General features: G+C 62.9%; 16 protein-coding genes. 7 read left to right on the top strand and 9 right to left on the bottom strand.

The genetic code is table 11. From position 1 onward, the window contains the following. Positions 1-167: 167 nt before the first annotated feature. Positions 168-860, top strand: a complete 693-nt coding sequence (locus C440_RS15125; RefSeq protein ID WP_008321498.1) for an HD domain-containing protein — start codon at positions 168-170, stop codon at positions 858-860. Positions 861-923: 63 nt separating this feature from the next. Here C440_RS15125 and C440_RS15120 read toward each other — a convergent pair whose 3' ends face one another. The 6 genes from C440_RS15120 to proS form a co-directional block, all read right to left on the bottom strand. Next, positions 924-1913 (bottom strand): NAD-dependent epimerase/dehydratase family protein, encoded by a 990-nt coding sequence (locus tag C440_RS15120; RefSeq protein ID WP_008321497.1) that lies wholly within the window; start codon positions 1911-1913, stop codon positions 924-926. 80 nt (positions 1914-1993) lie between these two features. Beyond that, a complete protein-coding gene (locus C440_RS15115; RefSeq protein WP_008321496.1) occupies positions 1994-2305 on the bottom strand; it encodes a nucleoside triphosphate pyrophosphohydrolase in 312 nt (103 codons plus the stop codon). A gap of 84 nt (positions 2306-2389) precedes the next feature. Then, positions 2390-2773, bottom strand: coding sequence for a hypothetical protein (locus C440_RS15110; RefSeq protein ID WP_008321495.1), 384 nt, complete (start codon positions 2771-2773; stop codon positions 2390-2392). Then, positions 2760-2981: a hypothetical protein gene (locus C440_RS15105; protein ID WP_008321494.1), complete on the bottom strand. Its 222-nt coding sequence runs from the start codon at positions 2979-2981 to the stop codon at positions 2760-2762. The genes C440_RS15110 and C440_RS15105 overlap by 14 nt, the downstream gene beginning before the upstream one ends. Positions 2982-3143: 162 nt before the next feature. Beyond that, positions 3144-7685: a glutamate synthase large subunit gene (gltB, locus tag C440_RS15100; protein ID WP_008321493.1), complete on the bottom strand. Its 4542-nt coding sequence runs from the start codon at positions 7683-7685 to the stop codon at positions 3144-3146. A 161-nt stretch (positions 7686-7846) separates the two neighbouring features. Further along, the gene (proS, locus tag C440_RS15095) at positions 7847-9313 is read right to left on the bottom strand and encodes a proline--tRNA ligase (protein WP_008321491.1); all 1467 of its coding nucleotides are present in this window, start codon (positions 9311-9313) and stop codon (positions 7847-7849) included. Positions 9314-9478: 165 nt separating this feature from the next. On the opposite strand from proS, the gene C440_RS15090 reads away from it, so the two are divergent. Next, complete coding sequence (locus tag C440_RS15090) at positions 9479-9970, top strand: HTH domain-containing protein (protein ID WP_008321486.1); 492 nt, start codon at positions 9479-9481, stop codon at positions 9968-9970. Positions 9971-10043: 73 nt separating this feature from the next. On the opposite strand, the gene C440_RS15085 is transcribed toward C440_RS15090, so the two are convergent. Continuing rightward, entirely contained in the window at positions 10044-10526 is a 483-nt protein-coding gene (locus tag C440_RS15085) for a hypothetical protein (RefSeq protein WP_008321483.1), read from the bottom strand. Positions 10527-10774: 248 nt separating this feature from the next. On the opposite strand from C440_RS15085, the gene C440_RS15080 reads away from it, so the two are divergent. The 3 genes from C440_RS15080 to C440_RS15070 all read left to right on the top strand — a co-directional run bounded on the left by C440_RS15080 (position 10775) and on the right by C440_RS15070 (position 13739). Next, positions 10775-12697: a beta-CASP ribonuclease aCPSF1 gene (locus tag C440_RS15080; RefSeq protein ID WP_008321482.1), complete on the top strand. Its 1923-nt coding sequence runs from the start codon at positions 10775-10777 to the stop codon at positions 12695-12697. Positions 12698-12857: 160 nt separating this feature from the next. Further along, entirely contained in the window at positions 12858-13241 is a 384-nt protein-coding gene (locus C440_RS15075) for a methylglyoxal synthase (protein ID WP_049915966.1), read from the top strand. A 66-nt stretch (positions 13242-13307) separates the two neighbouring features. Further along, positions 13308-13739 carry a DUF7332 family protein gene (locus C440_RS15070; RefSeq protein WP_008321479.1) on the top strand — a complete coding sequence of 144 codons (432 nt, stop codon included), beginning with the start codon at positions 13308-13310 and terminating at the stop codon, positions 13737-13739. Here C440_RS15070 and C440_RS15065 read toward each other — a convergent pair. Together C440_RS15065 and C440_RS15060 are read right to left on the bottom strand one after the other, a co-directional pair. Beyond that, positions 13736-14542, bottom strand: a complete 807-nt coding sequence (locus C440_RS15065; protein ID WP_008321478.1) for an endonuclease III domain-containing protein — start codon at positions 14540-14542, stop codon at positions 13736-13738. The two genes, C440_RS15070 and C440_RS15065, sit on opposite strands and share 4 nt — an antisense overlap. 132 nt (positions 14543-14674) lie before the next feature. Further along, the gene (locus C440_RS15060) at positions 14675-15100 is read right to left on the bottom strand and encodes a DUF371 domain-containing protein (protein WP_008321477.1); all 426 of its coding nucleotides are present in this window, start codon (positions 15098-15100) and stop codon (positions 14675-14677) included. A gap of 297 nt (positions 15101-15397) precedes the next feature. On the opposite strand from C440_RS15060, the gene C440_RS15055 reads away from it, so the two are divergent. Next, the gene (locus tag C440_RS15055) at positions 15398-16321 is read left to right on the top strand and encodes a coiled-coil protein (protein ID WP_008321476.1); all 924 of its coding nucleotides are present in this window, start codon (positions 15398-15400) and stop codon (positions 16319-16321) included. A gap of 94 nt (positions 16322-16415) precedes the next feature. Beyond that, positions 16416-17417, top strand: a complete 1002-nt coding sequence (sppA, locus tag C440_RS15050; RefSeq protein ID WP_008321475.1) for a signal peptide peptidase SppA — start codon at positions 16416-16418, stop codon at positions 17415-17417. Positions 17418-17457 lie beyond the last annotated feature (40 nt).

The following is a 17457-nucleotide window of genomic DNA, read 5'->3' as shown; positions in this document are numbered from 1 at the left end:
CGCGGTTATTGAGGGTGTACCACTCGGGGGTATTCTCCACGAACTGCCGCGAGGCCGAGTAATGGCCCTGCGTGCGTGACTCAGGGTGTCGTAACGCCTAAGAGTGGAACGACCCTCATTCCGTGTAATGAGAATACGTACTTGCCAACACCCATGGAGGCGGCACCGTGGGCGTTGAAATCAAAGAGTCGGCGGTCTCTGACGCCGAATTCGAGGACATGAAGCGGTTCGTCTCGGATTACCTCGCCGCGAGCGTCGAGAACGAAGACGACGGCGGCCGGATGCGCTGGTATCCGTGGCACTCCGCGGAGTACCGGTTCAACCATATCCTCAACGTCGTCGATATTGCGACTCGCATCGCCCGGAAAGAGGGTGCCGACGTGAACGTCGTTCGGGTCGCCGCGCTCTTCCACGACATCTCCAAACTCGAAGCCGAACAGGAGGTTCACGCCGAAGAGGGCGCACGCGTCGCCCGCGAATTCCTCGGCACCCACGGCGACTACCCCGAATCGTTCATCGAACAGGTGTGTCAGGTCGTCGCCGACCACTCCTATCAGGGACCGCTCACTGACGTGTCGTTGGAGACGCGGTGTCTCATCGAGGCCGATATCCTCGACAAAATCGGTGCCAACGGCACCGCGTTGATGCTCCTACGGATGGGCTACGAGGCGCGGACGCACATGGACGCCGCGGAGATGGTCGAACGCGTCTTCGAACGCGGCCGCGACGCGTCGAGCAGACTCGTGTCAGACACGGCACAGAGCCTCGCACACCAGCGTCTCAAGCGCGTCAAGTGGTTCCGCGAGTGGCTCGAAGACGAGGTTCCGGAGATGGACCACGGCGGCAGTCTGAGTCGCTGACACCGGCTTCGACGCCTGCACTCGATTTTTTCACCACCTGTCGTCGAGCACCTGCGAGTCCCGTCAGAGCGTATCCAGAATCGAGAGGACTCGCGTTTCCGCGTCGCGTCCGGGGTCGTGTTCCGAACCGTCGCGGTCGCTGTCGCGGTGCGCGGCGACAGAGCGCCGCATGGCTTCTTCGACCGGCGTCGAGTCCCATCCGAGACGGGCGAGTTTGTCGGTCGAGAGGACGTGTGGGTACTCGCGGTAGAGGACGAAGTCGGTCGTATCGAGGCCGGCGGCCGCGAGTTCGCGCTCGCCCGCGTGGACGACCTCGACATCGGTTCCGGCGGCGTCGGCGATGACCTCGACCATCTCTTCGAGCGTCACGAGGCGGCGGTCGCCGACGTTGTACGCCTCACCGGGTTCGCCTTCCTCGGCGACGAGACGCATCGCGCTGGCAACGTCTTCGACGTAGGCGCGGTGCCAAACGTTCGTCCCGTCACCGGGGACGACGAGACGGTCGTAGTTCAGCACGCGGTCGATCCAGTAGTCGAGACGCTCGGTGTAGTCGTGGGGGCCGTAGACGATACACGGCCGGACCGACATCGCATTGATTCCGCGCGACGCCGCCTCGAAGACGACGCGGTCGCCTTCGGCCTTTCTGGGCCCGTAGCTCTCGGGAGAGTCGTCGGTCGCTTGCTCGTCGGTGCAGTCACAGAGGTCGGTGACGCCCTCACGTTTCGGAATCGTTTCGGTTCCGTAGGCGGCCCCACTGGAGATATAGACGTAGGCGTCAACGTCGGCGAAGATATCGACCGCGGAAGCGACGTCGCCCGGCTTGTACGCCACACAGTCGAAGACGGCGTCGGGTTCGACCGTCAGTTTGGCCGTCCGCAGGGCGTTGTCGTCGGTTCGGTCGCCCTGTACGTGCTGGACGCGCGGGTCGTCCTCGAAGGGATTGTCGTGAGTGCCGCGATTGAAGAGCGTCACCGCGTAGCCGTTGTCGAGGAGGTCGGAAACGAGGTGGCGGCCGATAAACCGGGTGCCGCCGATGACGAGTGCGTTGTCCATATCTCGCTCGAAGGCGCGCGCGGTGAAAAACGTGGGAGAACCGGCGGCGGGTTCCGGAGCGGTCCGGAGCGGACACCCGACTACTCGACTCGTTCGAGAACGATTCCGTCTTCGAACCCACCGCGCTCGGCGGCCTTTTCGTCGGCGAGTTCGCGGAGCGTCTCCCAGTCGTCTCCGCGACGGTCGAGAACGGCATCGACGACGGCAAACACGTCTGCGAGTTCGTCGAGTGTACCGTCTTCGGCGAACTCGGTCGCCTCTTCGACCAACTTCTCGCGGAGTCTGCGGTCGAACTCGTCGCCGTCGGCGACGTGAGTGACGGGCGTCTCGCCGGTGTCATGGATTATCTCGGGGATGCCGTCGCGGACCAACTTGTCGTATCTGTGGGGCATACCGGATGCTCTCGGCGAGGTATGTTAAAAGGAGTCGAGGTTGTCGGTGTCGGTCGGTCGCCACCCGACGGACCTGCTATGGTCTCAGCGCAGCACCGAAACGAGACGCCCGACAGCGGCACTCACGCCATTGCCAAGTGCTGTGAGCGCGCCACCGGCCCGGAACTCCGCTGGGGTGATACCAAGTTCGCGCGAGACGAACCCTGGCCGGGCACCGGTACCGACGACCGCGACAGTTCGTCCTCGAACCCTGAGTTCAGTCGTCAAGTCAGTCGTTGTCAACATGCGGGCGAGTCCACCCACGTCGAAGTTGACAGCACGAGCGACCTGTATCGCACTCCACAAGGTCGGCACTTCTACGAACAACCGGTCTCCGGTCGAGGAGACCGGCATGGACACGCCTGCGACGGTCAGGGTGAAGTCGTCCGTGTCAACTGACAGCGGAGCGACCAGATTACTCTCGCTCACGGGTGGTGACTCGGACCGTTCCGTCGAGTCGCCAGTGGGCGTGTTCGGCGTCATCGCCAGTGCCACTCGGAACGTCAACAGCCATGTCTTCGAATGCGTAGGTAATCTCGGCGTTACGTCCAGTGAGTCGGTCGTAGAGGCTAATTGCGAGGTCTGGCCAAGTGGTCGTTTCGTCGATACGCGTTTCGGGCGCTTCGGCGTCACTCATACACTGCTGTATGGCTCCTACATACTTATAGACTAGCTGACTAGTTTTATCTGCCGTGCCTCTTCGTAGACACGTAGCTGTCTACCGGTCGGTTCGCCATAGCGCGCATCGACAACGAAAGGCTTCGCGTCGGTGAAAACTGGTCGCAGTCTGCAGTGTCGCTCAGTCGTCGCTCGTCGTCGCCGCGCCGATGCGGTCCGCTCCGACATCGACGACACTGCCCGCTTTCGCGGGGAGTTCAGTGCGAACGTCCTCGCGGCCGTCGTCGGCGATGACGTCGGCGTAGGCGTCGGGCATGACCTTCACGAAGTCGTTGACGACGGACTCCCAGTCCGCGAGGAGTTCCGCGGCGCGGTCGGAGTCGGTGTACGCGAGGTGGTTTTCGACGAGTCGAGTGAGCATCGCCTCGTCGGTATCGGCGAGCGCGGATTCGAGCGTCACCATCTCGGTGTTCGCTTTCGCCGCGAGTTCGTCGTCTGGGTCGTAGACGTACGCGACACCGCCGGACATGCCCGCGGCGAAGTTGCGGCCGGTCTCGCCGAGGACGGCGACCACGCCGCCGGTCATGTACTCACAGCCATGGTCGCCGACGCCTTCGACGACGGCTTTGACGCCCGAGTTGCGGACGGCAAAGCGCTCGCCCGCGAGACCGTTGACGTAACACTCGCCTTGGGTCGCACCGTAGAGCGCGACGTTGCCGATGAGGATGTTCTCTGCGGCCTCGTAGTTCGCCTCTGCGGGCGTCTGGACGACGACGCGGCCACCCGAGAGGCCCTTGCCGACGTAGTCGTTTGCGGCACCCGACAGGCGCATGGTGACGCCGCGAGCGAGGAAGCCACCGAAGGTCTGGCCCGCGATTCCCGTGAACTCACAGCGGATGGTGTCGTCGGAGAGTCCGTCGCCGCCGTGGACGGTGGAGATGCGGTTCGAGAGCATCGCGCCGACCGCGCGGTCAACGTTCGAGAGGTCGCGGTGGATGACGACCGGCTCGTGGTTCTCGATTGCGTCGCCCGCCTCCTCGATGAGTTTGTGGTCGATATGCGTGGCTACGTCGGTGTGAACTTGGGATTCGGTCTTGCGGCGCGCGCCCGACTCAGGTTCGGCGAGCACGGCCGAGAGGTCGAGGTGTTTGGCCTTCTCGTGGTCCGTCTCGCGCTGGCGGAGAAGCGAGGGACGGCCGATCATCTCGTCGAGCGAGGTGAAGCCGAGTTCGGCCATAATCTCGCGGAGTTCCTGCGCGATAAACGTCATGTAGTTGATGACGTGGTCGGGTTCGCCGGGGAAGCGGCGGCGCAGGTTCTCGTCTTGGGTGGCGACGCCGACCGGGCAGGTGTTTTCGTGGCACTGGCGGGCCATCACACAGCCGGACGTGACGAGCGACGCCGTCCCGAAGACGTACTCTTCTCCGCCGAGGAGCGCGGCGATAGCCACGTCCCGTCCGGTCTTCATGCCGCCGTCAACGGAGACGCGGATGCGGGAACGAAGGCCGGTCGCGCGGAGCATCTGGTTCGCTTCGGCGAGGCCGAGTTCCCACGGGAGACCGGCGTTCTTGATTGACGTTTTGGGAGACGCGCCGGTGCCGCCGTCGTGACCGGAGATGTGGACGACGTCCGCTTTCGCCTTCGAGACACCGGCGGCGATGGTTCCGATACCCGCCTCGGAGACGAGCTTTACGTTGATGTCGGCGTCGGGGTTCGCGGACTTCAGGTCGAAGATGAGCTGTTTCAGGTCCTCGATGGAGTAGATGTCGTGTAGCGGTGGCGGCGAGATGAGACCGACGCCCGGCGTCGCATAGCGGACGTGGGCAATCATCTCGTTTACCTTCTTGCCGGGGAGGTGGCCGCCCTCGCCGGGCTTCGAACCCTGCGCCATCTTGATCTGAATCTCGTCTGCCGACGAGAGGTAGTGCGAGGTGACGCCGAACCGCCCCGAGGCGACCTGCTTGACGTTGCATTCTTTTTCGGTGCCGAAGCGCTCCGGCGGCTCGCCGCCCTCGCCGGAGTTCGACTTACCGCCGATGCGGTTCATGGCAATCGAGTTGTTCTCGTGTGCTTCTGGCGAGAGACTGCCGAGCGACATCGCGGCCGTCGAGAACCGCTCGACGATTGATTCGACGGACTCGACCGCGTCGATGTCCACGGACTCGCGGTCGGAGTCGAATTCGAGGAGGCCGCGGAGCGCCTGCAACTGCTCGGACTGGTCGTTGACGAGTTCGGCGAACTCCTTGTACTTCTCGTAGTCGCCGGCACGAACCGACTGCTGGAGCGTGCCGACGGTCTGGGGATTCCAGCCGTGGTGCAGGCCCGCAGAGCGGTTTTCGAACTCGCCGTGGCGGTCGAGCTTCGGGTCCGCGCCGAACGCGGCGGTGTGGCGCGTGAGCAGGTCGGACTCGATGACGTCGAGTCCGATACCCTCGGTGCGAATCTCCGTGCCCTCGAAGTACTCGGCGACGAAGTCGGAGCCGAGGCCGACCGCCTCGAAGATTTGTGCGCCGCGGTAGCTCTCGACCGTCGAGATGCCCATCTTGGCCATCGTTTTGAGAAGCCCGTCTTCGAGCGCGGTGACGTAGGCGTCGATTGCGGCCGTCTCGTCGGCTCCGTCGGGACCGGCGACAACGTCCTCGATGGTCTGGTAGGCGAGGTAGGGGTTCACCGCCCCCGCGCCGTAGCCGACGAGCGTCGCAAGGTGGTGGACCTCGCGGGGGTCGCCGGACTCGACGACGAGTCCGGCGTGGTTGCGCAGGCCGTTGCGGACGAGGCTGTGGTGGACCGCGCCCGTCGCAAGGAGACTCGGAATTGCAACGCGGTCGGGTCCGACGTTGCGGTCGGAGAGGACGACGATGTCCGCACCGTCTTCGATGACCGCCTTGGCCTCGTCGCGGACGGCTTCGATGGCGTCACGGAGGTCGGTTTCTTTTTCGTACGTGGTATCGACGACGGCGCTCCGCATGTCGTCGTCGAGGTCCTTGATTGCGGCCGTCTCGACGTCGGTGAGGACCGGTGAGTCGAGGACGAGTTGCCGCGCGTGGTCGGGGGACTCGTCGAGCAGGTTACGCTGGTAGCCAAGGCGCGCTTCGAGGCTCGTCACCAGCTTTTCGCGGATGTAGTCGATAGGCGGGTTCGACACCTGTGCGAACAGCTGTTTGAAGTACGTGAAAAGCGGGCGGTTGAGGTCTGATAGCACCGACAGCGGCGTGTCGTCACCCATCGAGCCGACGGGGTCTTTGCCGTCTCTGGCCATCGGCTCTATCATGTGATTGAGTTGGTCGTGGGTGTAGCCGAAGGCCGCTTGCGTCGCGCGGAGCGATTCGACCTCGCCGCGGGACGTCGAATCCGCGTCGCCGACGAGGTCGTCGAGGTCGCGCTGTTGGTCGTGGACCCACTCGCCGTACTTGTCGTCGGTGAGCGATTCGAACACTTCGGCGTCGGGGATGACGCGACCTTCCTCGGGGTCGGCCATGAAGATTTCACCCGGTCGGAGACGCCCGCGCGACTCGATTTCGGCGGGGTCGTTGTCGAGCGCGCCGACTTCGCTGGCGACGACGAGGCGGCCGTCGGTCGTCACCTCGTAGCGACACGGGCGAAGCCCGTTGCGGTCGAGGACGGCGGCGATGCGGTCGCCGTCAGTGGCCGCGACGAGTGCGGGACCGTCCCACGGCTCGACGAGCGAGGCGTGGAAGTCGTACCAGTTGCGGCGCGATTGGTCCATCGCGTCGTCGTTGCGGTACGCCTCGGGGATGAGCATCCGAAGGACGTGCGGGAGTTCGCGGTCCGTCTTCAGGAGGAGTTCGACCACGTTATCGACGCTCGCGGTGTCGGACTGGTCGGCCTTCGTGATGGGCGTGAGCGTCTCGATGTCGTCGCCGAACGCCTCGTGTTGGAGGTCCGTCTCGCGGGCGCGCATCCAGTTCACGTTGCCGCGGATGGTGTTTATCTCGCCGTTGTGGATGACCTTCCGGTATGGGTGAGCGAGGTGCCACGCGCCGAGCGTGTTGGTCGAAAAGCGCGCGTGGACGAGCGCCAGTTCGGTCTCGATGCGCTCGTCGCCGAGGTCGGGGTAGTAGGCCGGGAGTTGTTCGGCCGTAAGAAGTCCCTTGTAGACGATGGTCTTGCGGTCGAGCGAACAGACGTAAAATCGCCGCGCGCCCGGAACGGCGAGCGCCTCGACCGCTTTCTCGGCGGCGCGGCGCGCGACGTAGAGCGCGCGGTCGAACGCGTCGGCGTCCATCTCGGCGTTCGCCGCCGGTTCGACAAACATCTGCCAAACGTCGGGTTCCGATTCGAGCGCGGTCGCACCAAGTTCTGAGTTATCTGTCGGGACGTCGCGCCAGTGGAACACAGAGAGGTCGTGAGCGGCGAGCGCATCCTCGACAACCGCCGAAACGCGTTCGCGGACCTCGTCGTCGGTCGGCATGAAGACCGACCCAACCGCGTAGCAGTCGGGAAGGTCGCCTTCGACGACCGCGTCGAAGAACGCGTCTGGTCGCTGAAACAGGATGCCAGCGCCGTCACCGGTGTTTTCTTCGGCTCCGGTGGTGCCGCGGTGTTCGAGGTTTTCGAGGAGTTCGAGGCTGTCGGCGACGACTTGGTGCGAAGCGCCGTTTTCGAGGTCAACGACGGCCCCAACGCCGCAGTTCGACCGCTCGTCGGTCGGGTCGGCTAACCCGGCCTGAGCGGAGGGTGCGTCTATGTGTGGCTTGGTCATACCCCGGTAGATTCACTACCACCATAAGCAACTTTTCCTGAAACCATAAGGGTGTTACAATATCATATAAGGACATATCCAGTGTTGGTATAGAGACTAGATATGATTCGACAGACGACGAACACGTCGAACGACCGTGTGAAAAAACTGCTCTCGGTGCGTTAGTACGATTTAGCGAAGTACGCGGTCTCGGTTGCGCTCTCACCACAGATAGCGCAGTCTTCGCCGTCGTGAATCTCTGCGTCCTCGTCGTTCAAGGGAACCATCACGATTTCCGCGGCGATTTGGTCTTTTATTTCTTCCTCGCAGGACTCGTCGCCGCACCACGGTGCTTTCACGTAGCCGCCGTGTTGGCCGATGGTGCCGAGAATCTCGTTTCGAGCGGACGCTTCGCGGACGTTCGATTCGAGGTTCGCTTCGGCGGCGGCGTAGAGTTTCGCGTACACCTCGTCGAACTGCTCTTGGACGGCTTCGGCGATGTTCTCGCGGTCGAGTTCGACCGATTCGCCGTCGGGTCGGTGGACAGCCGTGACGACTTCGTCATCGACCTCGTTCGGTCCGATTTCGAAGCGAACCGGGACGCCCTTGAGTTCCCACTCGTTGAACTTGAAGCCGGGATTGCGCTCGTCGCGGTCGTCGAGTTCGACTCGGACGCCGGCGTCTTCGAGTTCGTCGGCGATTCCTTCGGCGTAGTCGAGGACCTTCTCTTGTGTGTCTGCCTGCCAGATGGGGACGATGACGACCTGTTCGGGTGCGACCGTCGGCGGCAAGATGAGCCCCTGGTCGTCAGAGTGCGTCATGATGAGCGCGCCGAGCGAGCGCCAGGAGAGACCCCACGAGGTCGTGTGTGCGGGTTCTTCCTCTTCAGCTTCGGTCGTGTAGGTAAGGTCGAACGCGTCGGCGAACGAGGTGCCGAGATAGTGAGACGTTCCGGCCTGGACGGACTTGCCGTCGGGCATGAGCGCCTCGACCGTCGTGGTTGTATCAGCGCCGGGGAACTTGTCGTGTTCGGGTTTCGCGCCGCGGAGCACGGGGATAGCAAGCACGTCCTCGTAGAGCGACTGGTACTGCGAGAGACGGGTCATCGTCTCGTCCCACGCGCCATCGCGGGTCTGGTGGGCCGTGTGGCCTTCCTGCCAGAGGAACTCCTTCGTGCGGAAGAACGGCTTCGTTTCGGTGGCCTCCCATCGAACGACGGACGCCCACTGGTTCACGCGAAGCGGCAGGTCGCGGTGGCTTCGGACCCACTGGGCCATGTACGGCGCGATGATAGACTCGGAGGTCGGACGGACGGCCAATCGTTCTTCGAGTTCCTCGTGGCCGCCGTGGGTGACCCACGCGACTTCGGGGTCGAAGCCTTCGACGATGTCCTTTTCACGTTCGAGATAGCTCTCGGGGATGAAAAGCGGGAAATACGCGTTCTGGACGCCCGTCTTCTTGAACTCGCCGTCGAGATAGTTCTGGACGGCTTCCCAGAGAGCGTATCCGCGCGGCCGCGTCACGATAAAGCCGCTCATCCCCTCCGGACCGTAGTTCGCAAGGCCCGCCTTCTGGACGACCTCGGCGTACCACTCGCCGGTGTTGTACTCCTTCGACTCGGTAATACCGAGTTCCTGCTCGTCGCTCATTGTCCATCGATAGCCGTAGCGAACCCTTAAACGCCCCGAAGGGGGCGGGCGACCCGACCTGTCGTCCGCATCTCCAATCGCCCCCGACGTTCGGGGGTTCCGGCGGACGCATAGTTACATATCCTCGGCTGGCGTAGTTCCGAAATGGTGGTTGGTATGTTAGCAATGGACACTACTGTGAGCGGTGAGCGAGCAACGCCGCAGCGGGACCCGGTCAGGGTAGAGCTTTGGATTCCCAACGGGAAGCACGACGAGTTCGAACCCGTTATCCAGCGGTTGGACGAGGTCGCCGAACGCGGCACCGTCGAGACGTACGATGTCGAGACGTGGAACCGATTCATCGACCTCTCGGGGGAGTTGACGCCCAGAGAGTCACGTATTCGTGAGCGACTCTCGTCGTACGCGCGGTGGGCGGCGACCCACGGCGAGGAGCTTTCGGGGTTGGGCGACCCCGTGGTGAGAGGCGTTGGTCGGATGGGTCCCGAGCGTGTGACACGGCGCACTCCGCGAGCGGTTATGGCGGAGTACGAAGACGGCATTCTCACGCACGTAACCGCGTGCGAGGAGTGCGTTGGCGCGCTTCGCTCTCGACTCCACGCGCTCGATTCGGCCGTCGAACCAGCGTCGTCGTCTGAGCCGCTTCGTCTCAAGTGGTAGCCTCTCGGCGTCCGATTTTTACTGTTTTTCGACGCCACGAGCGACGTTTCGCGCCGTCGTAGCCGAGGGTGGCCTACTCAGGGACGGTGTCGAACGGGGAATCGCGCTCGCGCCACGACCATCCCGGAAGCCGCGTCTGAAAGCCGGCCGCGAGCGCGGCGTCGAGGTCGTCGAGTCCGGCGGGTCCGTCGGTGTGCACCGCGACATCTGCGAAGTGAAACGTCGCCTGCGCGAGGAGTCGGAGAGGTTCGCCGCCCGCGATCGTCGCCGCCAGTTCGCGGCCGAGCACCTCGTCAACGATGAAGCCCGGGTAGTCGCCTTCGACGTCCAACTCCCGGAGGATTCGGATGTACGCCGCGATGTTGACGGCGACGTCGCCGCGCGCGAACACCTCGTCTACGGCGTCGCAGTAGGCTGGCTCGTCTACCTCGGCGACCTCCGTTTCGAACAGTTCGCCGAGTCGCGCTCGGGTCTCGTTGATGAGCGGGACCACGACATCGGCCCGGTCGCGGACCCATCGTCGCTCTTCGGAAACAGCCGTCGGCGTGAGTTCCATGTCCGTTGGTTGGACGGCAGACGCTTCGACTTTGCGAAGGGTTTTATACTGACGACATGGTACTGTCGGGTAAGCGGGTTTTCCCTGCCTCTTCCCGCAGTTGAGATACCACCGTATTCAGTTCACTATGCTCTCTCTGCAGTTGGCCGAGACTGGCACTCCGCAATGTGAACCGTCTCGCGTTACCACTCCTGAGGTAGGGGTTCCCGAGACCTGCCGGCGCAGGACCGGACGGGTCGCTCGTAACTATGAGCTCCGTAGATAAACAACTCGAGAATTTGAAGGCAGAGATTACGAACGAACTCCCGCGCGACATCTCGGTTTCCGACGTCAAATACGAGGGGCCCGAACTCGTCGTTTACACGCGTGACCCCAAGAAGTTCGCCAAGAACGGCGACCTCATTCGGAAACTTGCGAGCAAGCTCCGAAAACGAATCACGGTCCGGCCGGACCCCGACGTATTGTCCGACCCGCGCGAAGCGGAACCCGCTATTCTGGACGTTATCCCCGAAGAAGCCGGTGTCACCGACCTCGATTTCCACATCGACACGGGTGAGGTTGTCATCGAAGCCGAAAAGCCCGGGATGGTCATCGGCCGACACGGCTCGACGCTCCGCGAAATCACACAACAGGTCGGATGGACTCCCGAGGTCGTCCGCACTCCTCCGATTCAGTCGTCCACGGTCTCGAACGTCCGCAACTTCCTGAAACAGGAACGTGACGACCGCCGCCGCATCCTCGAACGAACCGGGCGGCAGATTCACCGCGAACAGCTCTCCGACGACGAGTGGGTCCGCATCACGACGCTCGGATGCTGTCGAGAGGTCGGGCGTGCTTCCTTTATCGTCTCGACGCCCGAAACGCGCATCCTCGTCGATTGCGGCGACAAACCGGGGTCCGACGACGTGCCGTATCTCCAAGTCCCCGAAGCGCTCGGGTCGGGCGCGAACTCGCTCGATGCGGTCGTTTTGACGCACGCTCACCTCGACCACTCGGCGCTTATCCCGCTGTTGTTCAAATACGGTTACGACGGCCCGATTTATACGACCGAGCCGACCCGCGACCTCATGGGTCTGCTGACGCTCGACTACCTCGACGTGGCGTCGAAGGAAGGTCGTGCGCCGCCGTACGAGTCCGAGATGGTCCGCGAAGCCATCAAGCACACCATCCCGCTCGAATACGGCGACGTGACCGACATCGCCCCCGACGTGAAGCTCACGTTCCACAACGCGGGCCACATTCTCGGCTCCGCAGTCACACATTTCCACATCGGTGACGGTCTCTACAACGTCGCGTTCTCCGGCGACATTCACTACGAGGACACCCGCCTGTTCAACGGCGCGGTCAACGACTTCCCGCGCGTGGAGACGCTCGTCCTCGAATCGACCTACGGCGGTCGCAACGACTACCAGACCGACCAGCAACACTCCGAAGAGCGACTCATCGAGGTCATCAACGAGACCTACGAGCGCGGCGGCAAGGTCGTCATCCCAGCGTTCGCAGTCGGTCGCTCCCAAGAGATTATGCTCGTCCTCGAAGAGGCGATGCGCTCCGGCAAGATTCCGAAGATGCCGGTCCACCTCGACGGGATGATTTGGGAGGCGACGGCCATTCACACGACCTACCCCGAATATCTCCGCGACGACCTCCGCGACCGCATCTTCCACGAGGACGAAAACCCGTTCCTCGCAGAGGAGTTCAACCACATCGACGGCGGCGAAGAAGAGCGACAGGAGGTCGCCGACGACGACCAGGCAATCATCCTCTCCACGTCAGGGATGGTCACTGGCGGCCCCATCATGTCGTGGCTCCGCCACATCGGTCCCGACCCGGACTCCCGTCTCGTCTTCGTCGGCTACCAGGCACAGGGGACGCTCGGTCGTCGCATCCAGAGCGGGTGGGACGAGATACCCGTCAACGATGATAACGGCCGCGGTCGGTCTAACACGCTCAAGCTCGAGATGGACGTCGAGACGGTGGATGGCTTCTCCGGCCACGCCGACCGCGAAGGACTCGAAAACTTCGTCAAGACGATGAACCCGCGCCCAGAGAAAGTACTCTGCGTTCACGGTGACGAACGCTCCGTACAGGACCTCTCGTCCGCGCTCTATCACAACTACAACATGCGAACGTTCGCCCCGAAGAACCTCGAAACGTTCCGCTTCAAGTAGCGTTCCCGGCGGTCGTCTGTAGACCAGCTCTCAACTGCAACGTTTTCGTACGCTTCCGGCGGACTGGTCCCTCCGGGATTGGCTGTTTGCTATCTGGTTGCGGTTTCGGCCCGCTTTCGAAGGCCGAAGATTCATGACGACGCTCGAACGAGTCTCCGGTATGCGTCTCGCACTTATTGCTCACGACGAGAAGAAGCCGGACCTCATCTCGTTCGCCGAAGAGCGGAAGGCCGACCTCGAACGTTTCGAACTCATCGCGACGGGCACGACCGGGCAGCGACTCATCGACGCCACCGGTCTCGACATCGAGCGCAAGCAGTCGGGACCACTCGGCGGCGACATGCAAATCGGCGCGGAAATCGCCGGTGAAACCTGCGACGGCGTCATCTTCCTCCGCGACCCGCTGACCGCACAGCCCCACGAACCAGACATCTCCGCACTACTGCGTATCTGCGACGTTCACCAGACGCCGCTTGCGACCAACCTCGCTAGCGCCGACGCCGTGCTCGACGAACTCGTCGAGCAGTTAGACGGTGACGCGTAGGCGACGTTCGTATCATCCGTGAGAATTTCTACCTAGGCTTAATTAGCAGAACGCAGTAGCAAACGTATGGACGCCGCGAAACGTGTCTGCTCGACATTGTTTTTGATTCTCGTCGTCGCAACCGCGCCCGTCGCGGCCGCGACCGGCCCGACATCGCCGTGTTTCCCCGGCGAGGGCCACCAGTTCGATATCGGCGACCAAGGGGCGGGTATCGACCTCGTGGTCTTCCTCTCGATGTTCGAGAATCTCGGTGGTGCGGGTGGGTTCGGAATCGAAGCAAACGGCGCTATCGGGAACCAGTCGATTATCCAGCTCCGCGCGGGCGTCGCCTTCGACGGCGTCGGTCCCGCGACCGAATTCGTCTCGAACCCGTTTTCGCGTTTTAGCGTCGTCTACGACTACTCGATGTCGCTTCCGATGTTCGCAGACACTGGCGTCGATTCGTCGTACGAGGCGGACGGCTCACCGGTGAGCGGCCTTCGGACGAAGCACTGTTAGTCGTCCGCGGCGGCGGGGTCTACGACTGATTGACGCTCGGTGTCGATACCGACCTGCTCGCACACGTCCGCCATCGGGCACTCGTCGTCATCGTCGAGACAGACCGGGCTTCTCGCCGTGCAGAACTCACGGCCGAACTGAATCATCGCCGTATGGCCGAAGCCGCACTTCTCGGCGGGGACCTCGCGTTCGAGCGTCGCGCGGACGGCTTCGTGGTCGGCGTCGACGGAGGCGATACCGAGTCTGCGGGCGATTCGGTGGACGTGCGTGTCAACCGGAAAGACACCGCCGCGCCCGCCCGCGAAGAGAAGCACGCAGTCTGCGGTCTTCGGCCCGACTCCGTTCATCTCCAAGAGGCGGTCGCGGACCGTCGAGGGGTCTTCCTCGCGGACGTAGCGGTCGAAATCGGCTTCGCTCCCGAAGTTGGTGAGCACGTCTTCGGCGACGCCTTGGATGAGCTTCGACTTTCGATTGTAGAGACCGCCCGACCGGATGGCGTCGATAATGCCTTCTCGGTCGGCCGCGGCGAGTGACTCCGCGAGGTCGCCGCGGCCGTACCGCTCTAACAACGTGTCGTGGGCTGGCTGGCTGGCCTTGTCGCTCGTGTTCTGGCTGAGGATGGTTCGAACGAGACACTCGAAGCCGCCTTGCCCGCCGTAGGCCTTCCGCCAGTAGCGTTCCCCGAGTCGGTCAACGACCACTTCGGCGCGCGTCGCGGTCTCCGGGTCGGCAGGCTCGAATATCGCGTCTTGACCGCCGCCACCGGGTCCGCCGCTGATGTTTTCGGACGGCTCTTCGGGCATACGCTGACGTTACGACCGCGCCGCAAAAAGCGCATCCCGTCGCGGTCGCGTCGAATCGCCACCGACCGCTCTCGTGTTTCGTTTTCGGTTCTCGTCTTTTGGCTCTCGTTTTCTGTCTCTCGCCTCTCGGCGTTATTCGACTTCGATGGTCGCGGTGAGGTCCGCGCCAGCGGCGAGTGCCGACACGAGGTCGCGGTCGAACCCGGCGGCGGCGTGCTGGGTGCCGACAGCACCCGTTCTGTCGTCTACGTAGTCGCTCGTCCGAAAGACGATGCTCCGGTCGCCCTCGAAGCTGAGGTCGGGATGGCCGCGTCCACTGACAGTCTGTTCGTGGGTGGTCTCGTCCGTCTCCACGCGCACGGAGATAATAATCGTCGCATCGTGAGATTGGCAGGCTTCGACGAACGCCGGGTCGAAATCCGCCGGTGTTCGGTCCGCCTCGATTGCGAGGATACAGTCGCCGGCGGGAGTGAGCCAGTCGTCACTCGTCACTTCGAACGTGCTCGCGTGCTCGGCGCTCACGTGTTCGTGGCCACGGGCGCGAATGACTTCTCGCATAGAACGCCCTCGGTCTCGGTCCGGTTTAGCCCCCTCGATTTCGATGGCATTTATATATCTATGCAGTTGACTAACATGGTAGAAATCGGCGATACGAGCGGTGTGGTAACTGTTTTCACCCGTTTCACCACCGAAGTATTTATTAGTTGGACGCCTGTATGAACATGTACCTGAGCGCCTCCGGCGTTCCGGCGGCATAGCACGCAGAATGATCGGGAATTCTTATCCACGGTCGGTCGCACTCCAAAGAGCAGCCGCCACGCACGGAGTGGTGATGGTATCGAGGATTGATTACGCATGGTAACGAAGCAGGAAGTACTTAGCGAGTTCGACGTGCAGGAACTCGACGAGGCACGAAACATCGATCTCCCAGACGAAAAGCTCGAAAACGGCTCGAAAGGCGAACTCATCAAGCTCGCCGGTCAACTCCGAGACCGCCGTAACGAACTGAACCAAATGGCTTCTGAGCGCGCCTCCAAGCGTGACGACCTCAACGCGATGACACGCGAGAAGGTTGACGAGGCGCAGAACCACCGCGAGCAGCGCGACGAGATGAACTCGCAGGTCCAGGAGCACAAGAACAAGCGCAACGAGCTCAACGCGAAAGCTAACGAGCTGTTCGACGAGGTCGATGAAATGAAAAGCGACCTCGAGCTCGACGACGGCAAAGATATCGACGAGCTCAAAGAGGAGATCGAGCAACTCGAGTTCCGCCAGCAGACCGAAGTTCTCTCGACGGAAGACGAGCGCGAGCTTATCGAGAAGATCGAGAACAAGCGCGAAGAACTCCGTCAAAAAAAGGACAAGGTCGAAGAGAGCGGTGACCTCGAAGAACTCATCGAAGAGGCAGAAGAGGTCCGCTCCGAGGCGTCCCAGCACCACCAGAAGGTGACCGAGCTGGCAGACGACGCCCAAGAACACCACAACCAGATGATCGAGGCCTACCGTGAGGCCGACGACATCCGTGACAAGGCCGACGAGATGCACGAACTCTTCGTCGAAGCTCAGGAAGCGGCCGACCGTCACCACGAAGACTTCGTTCGCGTCCAGAAGCGCCTCCGCGAACTGGACAAGAAAGAAGAGCGCCAGCGCAAGGACTCCCGCGCCGAAGAGCGCGAAGCCGCCAAGGCCGAGGCCGAGGAAATCTACCAGAAGTTCAAGGAAGGCGAGACCCTCGAGACCGAGGACCTCATGAAGCTCCAGAAGTCCGGCCTGCTCTAAGCCCGGCACCTTTCTTTCTCTCTTTCAGTCGCGTCACGCGACGTCCCATTTTTATACTGGTTGCGCCCTGAGCGACTGCCATGGGTGATTCACTGTGAACGACCGACTGACGCGTCTCTTACAACTCGCTATCGTTCTCGTGGCCGCCGTCGTGGCCGCGCTCGTCGGCTGGGCGCTTTTTTATGCCACGCCGCGGTCGCTCGTCGAACTCCTCGGTATCCTTCTCGTCATCGGGACCGTCCTCGTCGGACTCCGTATCGGGGGGCAAATCGCCTCGTCTGCGTTCCCGAGCTACGACGTGGCCGAAGTCGCCGTCGAAGGGCCGATTTCGCGCGACGGGGGCAGAGGACCGCTTCCGGGTCGCGGAAGCGGCATGCCAGCGGACGATATCGTCGAGCAGATAGATAGCGCGGCGGACGACGAACACGCCGAGGCGCTCTTGCTCAAACTCAACACGCCGGGTGGCGAGGTGCTTCCGAGCGACGACATTCGGAGAGCGGCCGCGGCGTTCGACGGGCCGACCGTCGCCTACGCGACTGACGTGTGCGCCTCCGGCGGATACTGGATTGCCAGCGGATGCGACGAACTGTGGTCTCACGACGCAAGCGTCGTCGGCTCTATCGGCGTCATCGGGTCGTCCGTCAACGCATCCGAACTCGCGGACAAACTCGGCGTGTCGTACGAGCGGTTCGCCGCGGGGAAGTACAAGGACGCCGGAAACGCCCTCAAAGAGCCGACAGAAGACGAACGCGAGTACCTTCAGGGACTCATCGACGACTACTACGACGACTTCGTCGAACGCGTTGCCGAGGGCCGAGACATGGACCCGGGGGCGATACGCGACACAGAAGCCCGCATCTATCTCGGCGACGAGGCCCACGAACTCGGCTTGGTCGATTCGCTCGGCACCCGCGACGACGTCGAATCCAGGCTCGCCGACCTCCTCGACCGCGACGAAGTGTCCGTCGAGGAGTTCACGCCCGAGGTCGGACTCGCTGACCGGCTCCGCGGCGGCGTCGAAACCGCCGCGTACTCGTTCGGTGCGGGACTCGCGTCGGCGGTCGATGTGGACGACGGCTTCACGTTTCGGTTCTGATGACTGGGAGGCTTTTTAGCCCGCGGCCGCATTCGTCTTC

Source organism: Haloferax mucosum ATCC BAA-1512 (assembly GCF_000337815.1).
GTDB classification, from domain to species: domain Archaea; phylum Halobacteriota; class Halobacteria; order Halobacteriales; family Haloferacaceae; genus Haloferax; species Haloferax mucosum.
This window is presented reverse-complemented; position numbering and strand designations above follow the sequence as displayed.

Excerpts from the sequence above, each read along its gene's own strand:
- C440_RS15120 (WP_008321497.1), bottom strand. The coding sequence starts at position 1,913 with ATGGACAACGCACTCGTCATCGGCGGCACCCGGTTTATCGGCCGCCAC.
- C440_RS15115 (WP_008321496.1), bottom strand. The coding sequence starts at position 2,305 with ATGCCCCACAGATACGACAAGTTGGTCCGCGACGGCATCCCCGAGATA.
- C440_RS15105 (WP_008321494.1), bottom strand. The coding sequence starts at position 2,981 with ATGAGTGACGCCGAAGCGCCCGAAACGCGTATCGACGAAACGACCACT.
- gltB (WP_008321493.1), bottom strand. The coding sequence starts at position 7,685 with ATGACCAAGCCACACATAGACGCACCCTCCGCTCAGGCCGGGTTAGCC.
- proS (WP_008321491.1), bottom strand. The coding sequence starts at position 9,313 with ATGAGCGACGAGCAGGAACTCGGTATTACCGAGTCGAAGGAGTACAAC.
- C440_RS15090 (WP_008321486.1), top strand. The coding sequence starts at position 9,479 with ATGGACACTACTGTGAGCGGTGAGCGAGCAACGCCGCAGCGGGACCCG.
- C440_RS15085 (WP_008321483.1), bottom strand. The coding sequence starts at position 10,526 with ATGGAACTCACGCCGACGGCTGTTTCCGAAGAGCGACGATGGGTCCGC.
- C440_RS15080 (WP_008321482.1), top strand. The coding sequence starts at position 10,775 with ATGAGCTCCGTAGATAAACAACTCGAGAATTTGAAGGCAGAGATTACG.
- C440_RS15075 (WP_049915966.1), top strand. The coding sequence starts at position 12,858 with ATGCGTCTCGCACTTATTGCTCACGACGAGAAGAAGCCGGACCTCATC.
- C440_RS15070 (WP_008321479.1), top strand. The coding sequence starts at position 13,308 with ATGGACGCCGCGAAACGTGTCTGCTCGACATTGTTTTTGATTCTCGTC.
- C440_RS15065 (WP_008321478.1), bottom strand. The coding sequence starts at position 14,542 with ATGCCCGAAGAGCCGTCCGAAAACATCAGCGGCGGACCCGGTGGCGGC.
- C440_RS15060 (WP_008321477.1), bottom strand. The coding sequence starts at position 15,100 with ATGCGAGAAGTCATTCGCGCCCGTGGCCACGAACACGTGAGCGCCGAG.
- C440_RS15055 (WP_008321476.1), top strand. The coding sequence starts at position 15,398 with ATGGTAACGAAGCAGGAAGTACTTAGCGAGTTCGACGTGCAGGAACTC.